This is a genomic window from Nocardia wallacei, assembly GCF_029869545.1.
Lineage (GTDB): Bacteria > Actinomycetota > Actinomycetes > Mycobacteriales > Mycobacteriaceae > Nocardia > Nocardia wallacei_A.
The window spans coordinates 1-13,086 of sequence record NZ_JARWQD010000083.1 but is presented as its reverse complement, the minus strand read 5'-3'; the positions used below and the strand labels follow the sequence as shown (position 1 = coordinate 13,086).

Below are 13,086 nucleotides of genomic sequence, written 5' to 3'. Positions count from 1 at the left end.
CGTCGGCTCCCTGCTGCATCACCCATACTTCACACCCCGGCCCCCCCCCACACCCCCACTTCAAACCTACCCGGCGGCGGGTGGCCGCGTCGAATTACCCCCCGGCGGGCCTCTCCGCTGTCCACATCCAGCCACCAGGAGGGAAACACCCATGGCGACCGAACGATCCCGCGAGAAAATGGCCGAGCGCATCGGACTGCTGTTCAATCACGCCGACCACGCTGCCACCGAACACGAAGCCGAAGCCTTCCGCGCCAAGGCATTACACCTCGTCGCCACGACCGGCATCGAGGAAAGCGAAGCTCGCGGCACCCGCCAGGAAGGCAACAACGCCGTCGTGGCGCTCACCTTCCACCTGCGCGGCCAATACCTACCCCAGCAGGTCTACCTGCTCGGCGTGCTCGCCGCCGCCCTGCACTGCAGCTGCGTTCGTACCCGCCGCGACCACCGGCGCCAGGAGATCAAGGTATACGGCGTCAAACTTCACGCTGATCGGGTCCAGCTGCTGTTCCTTCAGCTCAACCCCCGAATGGCCGCCGCCGCAATGAAACTCCACCCGACACCGGACTACCAGCGCGGCACCCGCGCCTACCGCGTCGACTGGATGCTCGGCTTCGCCACCCGCATACACGAAATGCTCTCCGGCGCCGAACACACCGCAGCGGAAGCGCGCGACGCTGAGACTGGCACTACCACACAAGCATTGGTCCTGCTCTCCGACGCAGCGCGCGCCGACGCCGCAGCCAACAGGCAACACCCCGAAGCAACCCAGAGTGCCTACCGTCGCCGGCCCACGCAAAGCCCCTACGCCCGTGGCCGCGCGGCCGCCGAACACGTCGACCTGTCCAACCGGACCAGCCTCGCCGACCGCCGCCGACAACTCGGCCGATAACCAGCCAACCCCCGGGCCGGGCACGCCACCGCGCGCCCGGCCCGCACGACCACAGGACCTAACCGGTGCACTCGTACGCGGAAACCACCCGATACCACAACATTTGACCCACCAGGTATGCGGCGCGGACGCCCGGCGGCCATGCCGCCACAACCGAAGGAAGCAGCGCCACAATGAAATTCACCGAACAAACCGTCACCACCGAGGAGGCCGCGCGGGCCGCCGAATGGGCGCTCGAGCACCCGACGCGAAGCCGAGAACTACGTCGCGGCTACGACCTCCGTATCGAATACGACCACAGCGGAGCGTGGCCGCGCTCCTCATGCGCCGCCGCATGCAACTGGCTCGTCGCCGAGCACCGCAAAGAACAACAGCCCGGCCTATGAACCCGAACCCGGACCGGGCGGGGCACTGCCCGGCTCTGACCGAATGCACGGACAACGGCCGGATTCGGACCGGTGTAGCACCTGCAGTAATGTGTAAGATGTGTAATAATATAGATAGACGGAACGATCGAACAAGGAGTGACCAGCAACAATGGGTAAGCGCAAGTACACGCCCGAGGAAATCGCCGAATTCAAAGCCGCGGACGAAGCCCGCTATGACAAGGCCGACGCTGCACTCGAAGATCCCGACTACATCGCGGGAATCGTCGGGCATGCCAGCGGACTCGTGTGCGCACGGCTGTTGCGCTACAGCCTGCGCAACCTCGCCCTGATCTACAAGCAGGCCGAGGAACTGGGCATCACCGTGACCGACATCGACAGCGCCAAAGGCTGGCGATTGCGCGGCCGCCGGGTCAACCAGCCCCCGCTGCGCATCGTCGCGCCAGGCAAAAAGCGCGACAAACGCCACGACACCAGCCCCGATGGCGACGCTGCAGACGACAGCGACGACCAAAACGGCAGCAGCACCGACAACCGCCGCCCCCGGTTCCGGATGATCTCGGTGTACGACATCAGCCAGACCGTGCCGGACGAGGAGTTCGCCGACGAACCGGCCGAACCCGAACCCGTCGAGGACCCCACAGCCGTGCTGTGGCAGACCCTCACCAGGGAGGCGGAGCGCCTGGGCTACACCGTCGATACCACCGCAGACGCCGACGCCGCCGTCGATGAGCAGTCCGCAACCATCACCGTCGGTTCCGGCCGCCCCGCCCAGCAACTCGCGCAACTGCTCGGCCCAATCGTGGCCCACCGCAGCCGCACCCGGCACGCCGCCCGCCAGGACGACAACGCCAACGAGGAGCCCGGCTCGGTGCTGCTCGACCTCGGACCGCTCGGCTTCGCCCGCGCCCAGCTCGACACCGATATCGAACACGCCGCCAGCCGCTACCGAGTGCGCGGGCCGAAGTTCACCGGCACGGTCACGGTGCTCATCGACGATGCCGCGCTCTCGCAAGAACTCCGACGCGTCCACGTCGTATTCGGCGCCGACGACGGCACCGACCGCTACCAGTACCGCAGCAAGGAACGGCCAGACCTACCTGTCGTCAACGGTGTGCAGGTCTGCGGCGGAACCGTTCTCGCACTCGACAACGTCGACAACCTCGACGGCTGGCGAATCAACTGCCAGCGTGTCCGCGGCGGATCGGCACCCGGCAAGACCGCCGACCGCGCCGCGGCCATCGTGCGCGCGATCCTCGCCCACTACATCACCCGCGACGACCGACCCCAGCTGTGGCGCGCGGCCGTCGCCATCGACGCACGCAAACGCCAACGAACCGAGAACGCCGAGGCCGCCAAGCTCGCCGCCGAAATCGAGAACTTGACCGCGAAGCAACGCGCGCTCGAAGCAGCCGCCGCCAAGTACGGTGCCCGCGCCTACACCAGCGACCACGCCAACACGGCGGCCGCCAGCTGACCCACTCCCCGCAACTCCGGCACGCTCTCTGACTCAGGGTGCCCGCACCCCTCGCCCGAATGTGTAATAAATGTAATAGGCGAGGGGGTGCGGGCTCCCGCAACCCTCCACCATCGAGCAGCACCACCCTTGAACTGAACCCCGCCGCATCCGGTCGGGCCGTGCACCCAGCAATCACCGTCGGCCGTGGCCCTCATCGGCAACGGCCGCAACGGAACTCCGCTGCGCTCCGTGCAGGGCCATCACCCGGCGCGGAACCCACCGCATCACCCCGGACACCCGGCCCGCCCAAACAACCGAACCCGCAGAACGGACCCAACCACCATGGCAACCACGCCGATTCGCTCATACCCTGAAGATCAGGCCACCACAACGCCGGAGATCCAGCGCCGACGTCCGGCCTACGCGGCACAGCCCGCCGGAGGAGGCACCCGGATGCAGCGCCGACCCAACTACCAACCGCACACCGACGCAGCACCAGACCTACACGTCGCCCCAAACCCGGAGCGCGTCGACCAGGTCTACGCAGCCGTCGCCGAACACCTCACCTCCCACGCCATGACGGCGGCCGATCCCGAAAACAACCTCGTTGCCGACATACTCAATATGACCGCCGCCGACGCCACCACACTGCTGTCCCTCGTCGACGACGACGACATCCAGGGCCACCTCCCCAAAGTGGCAGTCCACCTCGCCCGCCACCTCGCCACCGCAGGTCACGACCCCACCCCCCAAGCTGTCATGGCCCGCGCCCGCGGCCCCTACGACATCGACCCGCGGCCCACCTACCGCGCACTCGTCCTCTACATCGCCGCCATCTACACCATGGGCATGCCACTCGACCCATGGGGCGACGCACGCACCGTCGTCGAAGACGCCTACCGGCGCAGCAAAGGCGAAACCGGCCTGCGCACAGCACAAATGGCCGATGCACATGCCGACATCGACGAACTCGACAACCTCACCGATATCGCCGAACAACGACTCAACATCCACCGCCAACGTATACAGGCACTCAGACAGCGGTGCCGACCGGCATCCGAGCGCTAACGTTCCCTGAACGTTCAGGCTGCCGACAGGGAGACCCTCGTATAAACCGTGGCGTCAGGGTCGCCAGAAAGCCCGCGTGAGGGTGCCGCACATCGAGCCCCAGGCGACACGCCAAGGCGTGCTCAACACAACCGTGGACGGAGCCCTCACCTTCTCCCGAAGCTCCTTTTCCCAACGGCGTTTCCCGAAGTTACAGGTGCGCGCAGGGGGCACCGAACGAAGTCGTCGGTCAAACGCCGACATCGAAACTCAACGTCCAGACGATCCATGGTGAGTGGAATCCATACGGCTGGAACGGATATCGCCGAACATCAGTGCCCGCACACGCGGCGCGTTGACGAAAGTCTGCCCCATCCGAGCCGCCACCGCAGCCCGTTCCAGCCCCGAATCGTGCAGCCGCTTCTCGACAGTCGCCCGCAACGCCGAGGGCGTCAACTTCCAAGGCAACCCAGCATCAATGCCGATCATCGACACGATGTACTCCAGACTCTCGACCTCATCGATCCGTCGACGGCTGCTCAGCGTCACAAAAAAGGCCCGCTCACGCGACTTCGGCCCCAGCAGCGCACGTCGCTCTCTCCGCCACCCCATCAACACCCACGTCGTGCCCTGAGCCAGCCCAGCAGTCCTAGACCGCCCATCCGGGCCGACCAACCGGACCGCACCCGCCTGCGCCGACAGGGCCACATCCTCATCGTTCAGCCGCCGCAACTCCGACGGCCGCGGCCCGACGTCCAATCCCAGGGTGATCAGCGCGTAGTCCCGCGCCGACCTGGCCGCCGCGGCATCGAACACCCGGCTCTGCTCCTCAGTACTCAACGTGCGAGGCACCACCTGCCCAACGGCAACTGGGTCCACCAGGACCGGGCCCAAATCCAGCGAGTCGTACAACGCCCGTAAAGCGGCCAACGTGACTTTCCTCGTCGGCGGACTCGCCTGCTCCAAATAGTCCACAACCGCGGCGTCGCGCCCGGGTCCATCAGTGAATGCGTCCGGATGTGCGTCGCTGGCCGCCAGCCACCGCAGGTAACCACGCGCCCGCTTGTAGTACGTCAGCTGCGTCGACTCCGCGAAACCCTTGCCCGCCAACCACAACCGAAACTCGTTTCGAAAGGCCCCCGGCAGTGCCGGCGGGCCTCCCGCACTCAATACCGCCAGATCCCACCCAGTCAGACGTGCTGCCGAATCCATCCGTATCCACCTCCAACCCGGCAAACACCCATCATCCCAGATCAGACCGACAAAACCGCAGCACTCGAGTTTCCCCAAGCCCATGCGCATTCAGCTTCGGGAAACTCGAGCTGCAGCGAATGGGGCGCGAAAAGTGCTGTTGTAGAAGGCAATTAGGCTCGCTGTGCACTCCACGCACCGCTACGCCCGCCGGGTCCGTGAACGAGCTGTTCGTCGTCTAGCAACGGATACTCAAATCCCCACTGCGGCAAGATTGTTCAACCTGTCGGTGCCCTGGAGCACTATCGAAGGCATGAGCGCACACGACCAGATCAATGCCGCGAACACCGAGGCGGCACGGGTTGCCGGATGGCCGGAACTCTCAGGCAGCACGGCCCAAGTCGCCTGGGCGAACACCATCCGCGCCGACAAGATGCGTGAGTTCGACGCCGCAATGGCCGCAGGGCCGATGCCCGATTCCGATCGCGATCTGTTCCGCGACGCCCTGCTGCGTGAGACCAGCGCCAGCGAATGGATCGACGGCCGGTCCCACCCCTGGCAGGCATTGTCCATCTGCCGGTTATCCGACGACGAGCGCGCCATCCTCTTCGCGAAACACACCTGATCGCTTACCGGAGCTCCGCAGCCGGGTCGATCTAGAGTCATCGGGTATGAGCCGAGGTAAACGGCGTCACGGCCGTCGCCCCATGGACACATTCGCAGCAGACCGCATCGCGAAAGCGGCGCGGAAGAAGCCTGAGAGCCGCACCGCAACAACCGGTTTCGGACAGCGCGCGACAGCGTCGGCCATCGAGATGCCCCACTGGGTCGCTGTGCTCGCCGAACGCAGCTCTCCCCAGCTGGCCGGATACACCGCTGCACTGTTCCACATGCCCACGCTGTCCAGCCAACGCGGCGACTCGGCGAACTGCGCCATCAAAGCCGAAGGCATGGCCCGCGCGGTCGAACGAGCACGCCGACGAGGGCAGCCCGGGATCGCCTTCGACTACACCACCGAGTTGGACGACGACGCCGACTTCTACAACGCCGTACACCACCACCTGCCATGGACCGGCCGCTGGTACTCCCGCGAGCCCGCCGAAGCCTGACGCTCCCGCCAAACGCGCAGCGGGCCCGCACACACGCTCCGGCGGCGCTCGCTACCCACAGCCGACCGGTGTGGCCGTGCCACGAGGGACCAGTCCGCATCGACTATCGCGGCACGCTCCTACCCTTCCTTCCCGTCACGACACCAGGTGTGAGATGTGGGTGACGGTCCACACGGGTTGCCGCTGAACAGTCACCACGCTGATGACGGTGGAGCTGGTCGTCGGTTTCCCCGGAGTCGCAACGGTGAGCGTGGTCACCGCCTTGCGCTGCCACCGAACATCGGTGTCTGGCGGGTGCTGTTCGGCACCGATACCAGTCGTCGCGGTAATCGAAGTGGAGGAATCCATCCACGCTTGCCACGTGGGCCGCGGTATCGGATACGGGCGATACGTGTCAGCAGCGCGCGGGGTCAGCAGCGGCGCGGCACGGCGCGCGGCGATCTCTGGGCCGACCTCGCCGCGCTCCGGGTGCCAATCGAAAACTGCCTGAATCGCAGCGACGGCCACCGCGCTGGGATCGTTGCGATCGAGAGTGTCCCACGGCGCCGGCAGTGGCGGCATCGTCTGCACCACCGCCCCCGACGGAACACCGAAACCGGTGTCGCCGCGCTCGCCGTAGTCGGGTGCGGGCTGCGAGCACGCCACACCCACGACGGCGACCCCAGCGACCACGACGGCACCAGCGACTCGACGCACCGACTCCGCAGCGTTCATCGGCGCAACCCTCCGAGCTGGTGACCGCGCAGCAGCCGGGCAGCCGATGCTGTCAGCTCGGTGAACCATTCCGTTCGTCGTGAATCCAGTTGCACGACAAAGCCAGTCGCCTCGACCGCCTCGGTAGCGGCCGTCAGTTCGCAGGCAGCGGCCTCGAGATCGTCTTCGGATTCGTTGGCGGTGGAGGAACGCTCGAAGGGCTCCGGGTGTGAACGGTTCACCGGGTCGTCCGGGTCGGGCATTGCGTTGGTCATGGGATCTCCGTTCGCCTCGCCGCGGAGTCACCGGTTGCAGTGTCGGACTTGGGATTTGCGGTGGTGAATCGGCGGACACCGATGAGTTCGCCACCGTCGGTGACTGGAACCTCCACGACCGAGGTGCCGTCGTCGGGTGCGTGCACCATCATCGCTACGCCATTGACCGTGCCGGTGTAGATACCGACGTGATCGGCATCGGTGCCAGCACCGAAGAATACCAGGTCACCGGGTTGAGCTTGGCTCAGGTCCGCCGGTTTCGCCTCAGTCGCAGGCGTGAAAGCGACGGCTTGGCCCTGTTGAAATTGGCCGGGCTGGCGTGAATCGCCGGTGTAGTGCGGCAACTGCAGACCGGTACCGGCATGCACGGCATACAGGGTCAACCCCGAGCAGTCGAAGCCGGGAGGGTCGCCGGTAGGGCCGGATTCGTTCCCGCCGGCCCACAAATACGGTCGGCCGATCTGAGCGCGGGCTGCGGCCACGATTGTGTCGCCGTCACCGCCCTCGGGAACGGGGGGTGTGGTCGGGGTGGGGCTGCAGCCGCGGCCGCCCGCCGCGGCGTGCCCAGCCAACCGTGCGAACAACTCGCGCGCTTCGTCCTCGCGGGCACCGTACTTGCCGCGCAAGTCTTTTCGGGGATTCTGAATATCTGCGGCGGCCTCGGTGAACGACTTGTGCTGCCAGTCGCTGGCCAGCAGCCGCTGAAAGAAGGTGTCCGCCTGGTGGCGGACGTCCATCAGATCGTCCACCGCACCCCATCCTTGCGACGGTCGCTGCTGGAACACGCCGACGGAATCGGCGTCGCCGGGCGCAACCCCGTCGTTGGGGTACAGCTTGGACTCCGGCACAGCTTCCGACGCGAGATTCAACATTTCCGACTCGACCAGCCCAACCGCCAGTGCGATCACGATCGCCTCATCGGATGCCCCTGCGGCACGTCCCACTTCGATCACCTGCACGGCGTTACGGTCGACCGCCTCGCTTCGCGGCGTGGCCGTCGCCGCCCGCTGATCCGAATCGGCGTTGTCGCTGGTGGTTTCGCCGTTCTTGATCCGGTCCAGCAGCGGAGTCGGGTCGACCGGGTTGCTCTGCCGGATCCGGTCGGGGCTGTCGTGTAGCTCGAAATGCAGGTGTGGGCCACTGGATTCGCCGGCATTGCCGGAACTGGCGATCACGTCACCGGCACGTACCTGCTGGCCGACCTCCACATGCACACCGCCCGGGTCGATGTGCCCATACACGGAACTCATCGGTCGGCCGTCGATGACATGACTGAGCACCACCCAGCCACCGAACCCCTGCACGCCCTGATCCTGCGCGGCGGTCACAGTGCCGTCCGCAAGCGCATATACCGGGGTGCCTTGCGGTACACCGAAATCCACGCCGTGATGGAACCCACCGTCACGCGGACCGTACCCCGAACTGATCGGAGTCGACGGGTCGACCGGGTACACCAGCCCGCCAACGGAACCCGGCGGCGGGCCGCAGGCGTTGTTGTCCTTGTCCCGGGCGCTGCATTGAGCGATCAGCAGCAACAGCACCAGCACGACCGCCAGGATGATGCGCCGGTACCGCAGGAGAGCCATCAGCGCTGCGATCATCGGTCGGCGGCGATATCGCTGTCGTGCTGTAGCGCCGCGGAGGTCTCGTGGATCCCCAGTTCGAGCTCGGCCGGGCTGATCCAGGTGCGGAACGGCACACCCGGCTTACTTGGATCGTCGCTCCATTTCGCGATGAACCGGCCCATGCCGTCGTGCACTGCGCGGCGCCCGTACCGAGCCGGGGCGCCCGAGTCCGACCAGCTTTTCAGCAGGGCGGCCTCCGGCTCGGTGTACTCGATCAGCCCCCGCTGCTCCTCGATCTCATTGGCATTGATCGGCCCCACGAACTTCACCCGAGACCGCGAGATGAAACCGGTGGCTTGCAGCTGCTCGGACACCCGGTCGGACACACCCTTGTAGTCGCCGACGGTGTGCGTAGCCGTCCCCAGCGTCTCGCCCTCGGTGCGCTGCAATCGAGTCATGCGGTTGACCGTCGCGATCTGTGCAGACCCGCCGACTTCGAACAGCTGCCACAGCTCGTCGAGCATGATGTCGGTGACTGTCTTGCGGGCCAACCCGTTGGAGGCCAGCAGGTTCCGGGCGCGTATCGCTTCCTGCGCTTCGATACCGGTGATGGCGATGACGGCGGCGCGCAGATCCCGCGCCGACTGCGGGATCACCGACAAGTCGACGTCGATCATGGCGGCATCGAGGTTCATCCGCCGGGTCGACCGCCCATCGAATGCCCGGCCGAGTGCTCCCTGCACCAGGGCGCGCAGCGATTGCACCAACCGCTGGGTCAGGTGGGCGAACTCGTCGTCGCTTCGGGCGGCGGTGTTCGCCCGCATCTCCGGTGTCGGGTCGTCGAACTGGGCGACCAGATCCGACAAGATCGGCGGCCTGGTCGGCGAGAATCGCCCGCCCTCGTACAGCGCGGCAATCGCAGCGTCGATCACCGACTTCTCGTAGTCTGCGATCTGGCTGCGGCGGACCAGCGACACCAGCGACACCACATTGTGGGCCTGCGCCTCGTGAAGCTGGTCCATCAGCATCATCGCGCCGTGGCGATCCCTCAGGCGCGCCACGGCATCGGCGAGCGCGCCAGGATCCAGAACGTTGAGAACACCGCCACCGCTACCCCCGATGTGGAAGATCTGCCCGTCGTCACCGAGTAGCTCGCACAACCTGCGGCCGTCGGGTTTCGCGTCAGCCAGCCACATCACGTGCCGGCCCTGGAACAACGCGTTCACCGCGATCTGTCGCATCAACGTCGATTTGCCGAACCCGTTGGGGCCGATGATCGAAAACAGCGGCGCCGAGATCAGGCCGTTGTCGAACCACGCCAGTGCGTCGAACAAGAACGGGGCCCCATTGGGCTGACGACCGATCGGCAGACCCGGGGTGGTCACCTCCGCCGGTAACGGAAACGGATACAACCCGCACACGCGGCAGGTGGTGCCGCGCACGTACGGCGTCGGCAGTGGCCTTTTCATGTAGCCGCCGTACCGGGCACGGAATCCCCGCGGAGTCGGCGTGCGTGGTGCTTGCCACGGCTGCCGTGACTGGGCGGCAGCCAATTGCCACACCGCGACCTCGTGCGCGGCCAACCGGCGCGACCCGCGGAAGCGTGCCCACGGCGACATCGTCGGCAGCAGCTCGCGCAGCTCCTCGGCTTCCTCTGGGTCGAGCAAACCGGCCGGAGCACCCGCCGACGGCGTAATCCGTTCTCGCAGCGCCGCCGGTAAAGCATCAGCGACCGAATCAGGCAGCCAGAGCATCGGTTCCCCCCGCTGTCTCGTCCATATCCGGGAAGACCCCGATCCCGAGCGCGGTGAGGAACATCGAGCCCTGATCGAAATAGCAGGGGGCGAACTTCAGCGAACTCGACACCCCCGAGTCGGCGAGCATCTGCACCGCATCACGGCCGGTCTGGTCGAACGCGACCGTCACCGTGACCAGCATCCCCACATCGGTGAGGCCGTGGCCCTCGGCCAGGTCGTCGCGCAGCGCGGCCAGATCCTCGTACCGCATCTGCTGGCGAGCATCCACCAGTCCGCGGGTGCGGCGCTGCACCGCAGCGAACGCGTCCCGGAAATCCGCGTCGACCATCTGCTTGGCATCCGACGGCCGATGCGGGCGATACAGCAGCGTCACCCGTTTGTAGGGAGCCCGGTGGCTCGGACGCAGCACTTTCGCCAAGATCTGCTCATCGACCGGCTGCACCGGATAGTCGTAAACCCGGTAGGTCAGCGATTTGCCGGAATCGTGCAGGTAATAGCGCGGGTTGTCCTCGCTGTAGCCGGGCCCGGCATCCGACCATCGCATCCCGGTGTCGCCGTCACGGGTCATCAGCTCGTCCAGCTGCGCCTGTGCGGCCGGATTGAACGCGGCATGCGTCGTCGCGACGATCTCGGCGCTGGTGGCCCAATCGGCCTGTAGGCCCGCGCCCGCGGCCGCTTGCCGCAGCTCCGGCAGCCGCCGAGACACCGACGCCACGCCGTCAGCGAACGCCCCCGACCCGTACCGGAAAGTCAGCGCGATCCTCTGCGTCAGCCGGATCGTGTCCGTGGCCAGCTCGGCGGCGCGGTCGTCGACCATCTCGTGCGCGAACGCTGGCGCCCGCGCCGAACGGCGTGCAGCCAGCTCTGCACGGTAGGCCGCGGCGGTTTCGGGCACCGTATCGGTGACCACCGCCAGCCCGGCGATATCTCCGTGCTCACCCGCGATGCGCAAGAACCGGCCCCACCCGGCCACCCGGCCGTCGATGATCGCCTGGGGCAGGGTGTCCTGGCCGTGGGCGTGCACCCACAGTTCGACGGTGATCGTGTGCCGCACAACGTTGATCAGTGCGCCGATGTTGTCGCCGGAATCGGGATCGAAGCAATCGGTCAACGTGATCGGCGACCCGTACCCAGGCAACCGGGCGCGCCCGCCCGGGATGTGGCTGAACAGGCCGGTCTTGTAAATGTGTGCTTCCATGCGCCGGATCGGCAGCGTCCGCAGCCATCCGAGCAGCAGGTCACCCGCCGACACGCCACGTACCCGGATTGTGGTCGGCGCCAAGATCAGCACCGCAGACACCGCCACCACCAGCGACAACAGGGGCGCCGAGGCGAAGAACCACAGCCCGATCACCGCCGCGGCCGCGACAACGGCCAACACGGACGTGAAGGTGGACAATCCCGGTACCAGGCCGGTGGATTCCGGTCGCCGCCATCCTGCGTACTTCTGCTGTGCCATCGAAACTCCATCAGGTCGATCACCGCTCCCCGCCCGCCGCGCCACCCCCGCGGCCGTCGGGCACCGGTCAGGTAATGCGTGTGAAGGTCACGTCGTGCGGTGGCGAACCACGCCGACCCGGCCGCCGGGGTGGAGCCGGATCCGCCGTACTCCCCGGCCCCGGCCCCGGATCCGGCGCGGAGTTCCCCGATCGCCCACCGGCACGATTCGCCGACCCCGCCGCCGGCCCCACGCCCGTGGCTGCGCCGCTCCCACTGGAACCGGTTGTGCGCGGCGCACTCCCCGGTGCCGAGCTATGCGCCGTGCGACCGCCAGCGGCGGCTGGCCCGGTCCCGGCGGCTGCCGCCCCGGAGCCGCCAGCGCGGCTCGCGCCACCTCCGGCCGAGGCGCCCGGGCTGCTCGTGGTCGCGGCGGCAGCCGTCCGGGCGGACGGGTTGCCGCTGCCTCCCGGTGCGGGTGCAGGGGCGGCACCGGCCTTGGTCGACGCGGCCGCGGCCGAAGTCGATGGCGTTTGTGGCGTTGTCGGCGCTGCACTCGCGCGCGCCTCGGCCCGGGTACCGGACTCGTCGGAGTCGCCCCGGCCGCGGGAGGCGCCTTCCCGGAAGCCGCCGACGAAATCGCTGATCCCGCGGGTGGTCAGGCGGCTCCCGGTCCGGCCCAGCCGCATCGTCCCGCGCAGCATCGGTGTCCCCGCGAACGCCACCGCGGTATTGCCGATCAGGTTGATCAGCACGGGCATGCAAAAGGCGGGTGCGGCCATGACCAGCACGGTCGTCACGACATCCGCGCCCGAGTTGAACTCGCGGATCTGCCAGAACCCCACCGCAAAAAGCAGGGCCGCAACGGGTTTGAACAGCAGGACGGTGACCGCCAGCCGCAGCATCGCGTCGAACACCGCCTTCCCCGCACCGGTTACCGATGCAGCCCCGGCGATCGGCAGTGTGGCCGCCATGTACACCAGCCACGCCTTCTGCAGAAACAGCTGGATAGCGAGTTCCAGATAGGCGATCAACCCGAGCAAGCACAACGCGAGCGAGATGACATCCTCGGTCTGCAGGCGCGCATCACGGCCTGACAGCGCTGACTGCAGCGCATCTACCACATGAGTCGGGGCCCCCCCGGCCCCCCCGCCGGGGGTTCGGTGGTGCTGTCCAGCCATGTGATGGCGCTGGTGGAGAACCCGTGCGACCGGCTCGCGGTGATCCACCGCGGTCAGGTGGTGAGCGCGGGCACAGTCGCCGAGGTGCGCGGAG

Annotated in this window: 13 protein-coding genes and 1 pseudogene; 7 read left to right on the top strand and 7 right to left on the bottom strand. The window is 67.2% G+C overall.

Translation table 11 applies throughout. The features are described from left to right. Nucleotides 1–151 precede the first annotated feature (151 nt). The 4 genes from QH290_RS05290 (at nt 152) to QH290_RS05275 (ending at nt 3,805) form a co-directional block, all read left to right on the top strand. Nucleotides 152–892 (top strand): DUF7168 domain-containing protein, encoded by a 741-nt coding sequence (locus tag QH290_RS05290; RefSeq protein WP_280382131.1) that lies wholly within the window; start codon nt 152–154, stop codon nt 890–892. Nucleotides 893–1,065: 173 nt separating this feature from the next. Next, complete coding sequence (locus QH290_RS05285) at nt 1,066–1,278, top strand: hypothetical protein (protein WP_280382130.1); 213 nt, start codon at nt 1,066–1,068, stop codon at nt 1,276–1,278. A gap of 151 nt (nt 1,279–1,429) precedes the next feature. Then, the gene (locus QH290_RS05280) at nt 1,430–2,755 is read left to right on the top strand and encodes a hypothetical protein (protein ID WP_280382129.1); all 1,326 of its coding nucleotides are present in this window, start codon (nt 1,430–1,432) and stop codon (nt 2,753–2,755) included. Nucleotides 2,756–3,079: 324 nt separating this feature from the next. Beyond that, nucleotides 3,080–3,805, top strand: coding sequence for a hypothetical protein (locus tag QH290_RS05275; RefSeq protein WP_280382128.1), 726 nt, complete (start codon nt 3,080–3,082; stop codon nt 3,803–3,805). Nucleotides 3,806–4,054: 249 nt separating this feature from the next. Here QH290_RS05275 and QH290_RS05270 read toward each other — a convergent pair whose 3' ends face one another. Next, the gene (locus QH290_RS05270) at nt 4,055–4,996 is read right to left on the bottom strand and encodes a tyrosine-type recombinase/integrase (protein ID WP_280382127.1); all 942 of its coding nucleotides are present in this window, start codon (nt 4,994–4,996) and stop codon (nt 4,055–4,057) included. Between the two features lie 253 nt (nt 4,997–5,249). On the opposite strand from QH290_RS05270, the gene QH290_RS05265 reads away from it, so the two are divergent. Both QH290_RS05265 and QH290_RS05260 read left to right on the top strand, forming a co-directional pair. Continuing rightward, nucleotides 5,250–5,600, top strand: a complete 351-nt coding sequence (locus QH290_RS05265; RefSeq protein ID WP_280382126.1) for a hypothetical protein — start codon at nt 5,250–5,252, stop codon at nt 5,598–5,600. An 82-nt stretch (nt 5,601–5,682) separates the two neighbouring features. Then, the gene (locus QH290_RS05260; RefSeq protein WP_280382125.1) at nt 5,683–6,084 is read left to right on the top strand and encodes a hypothetical protein; all 402 of its coding nucleotides are present in this window, start codon (nt 5,683–5,685) and stop codon (nt 6,082–6,084) included. Nucleotides 6,085–6,219: 135 nt separating this feature from the next. Here QH290_RS05260 and QH290_RS05255 read toward each other — a convergent pair whose 3' ends face one another. The 6 genes from QH290_RS05255 to QH290_RS05230 form a co-directional block, all read right to left on the bottom strand. Beyond that, the gene (locus QH290_RS05255; RefSeq protein WP_280382124.1) at nt 6,220–6,798 is read right to left on the bottom strand and encodes a hypothetical protein; all 579 of its coding nucleotides are present in this window, start codon (nt 6,796–6,798) and stop codon (nt 6,220–6,222) included. Continuing rightward, nucleotides 6,795–7,052 carry a hypothetical protein gene (locus QH290_RS05250; RefSeq protein ID WP_280382123.1) on the bottom strand — a complete coding sequence of 86 codons (258 nt, stop codon included), beginning with the start codon at nt 7,050–7,052 and terminating at the stop codon, nt 6,795–6,797. The genes QH290_RS05255 and QH290_RS05250 overlap by 4 nt, the downstream gene beginning before the upstream one ends. Further along, complete coding sequence (locus tag QH290_RS05245; protein WP_280382122.1) at nt 7,049–8,653, bottom strand: peptidoglycan DD-metalloendopeptidase family protein; 1,605 nt, start codon at nt 8,651–8,653, stop codon at nt 7,049–7,051. The genes QH290_RS05250 and QH290_RS05245 overlap by 4 nt, the downstream gene beginning before the upstream one ends. Further along, complete coding sequence (locus QH290_RS05240; RefSeq protein WP_280382121.1) at nt 8,650–10,371, bottom strand: ATP-binding protein; 1,722 nt, start codon at nt 10,369–10,371, stop codon at nt 8,650–8,652. Before QH290_RS05240 ends, QH290_RS05245 begins: the two co-directional genes overlap by 4 nt. Beyond that, entirely contained in the window at nt 10,355–11,833 is a 1,479-nt protein-coding gene (locus tag QH290_RS05235; protein WP_280382120.1) for an SCO6880 family protein, read from the bottom strand. The genes QH290_RS05240 and QH290_RS05235 overlap by 17 nt, the downstream gene beginning before the upstream one ends. Nucleotides 11,834–11,900: 67 nt before the next feature. After that, a complete protein-coding gene (locus tag QH290_RS05230) occupies nt 11,901–12,935 on the bottom strand; it encodes a hypothetical protein (RefSeq protein WP_280382119.1) in 1,035 nt (344 codons plus the stop codon). Nucleotides 12,936–12,962: 27 nt separating this feature from the next. On the opposite strand from QH290_RS05230, the pseudogene QH290_RS05225 reads away from it, so the two are divergent. Beyond that, nucleotides 12,963–13,086: pseudogene (locus tag QH290_RS05225) on the top strand (ABC transporter ATP-binding protein); the annotation flags it as partial.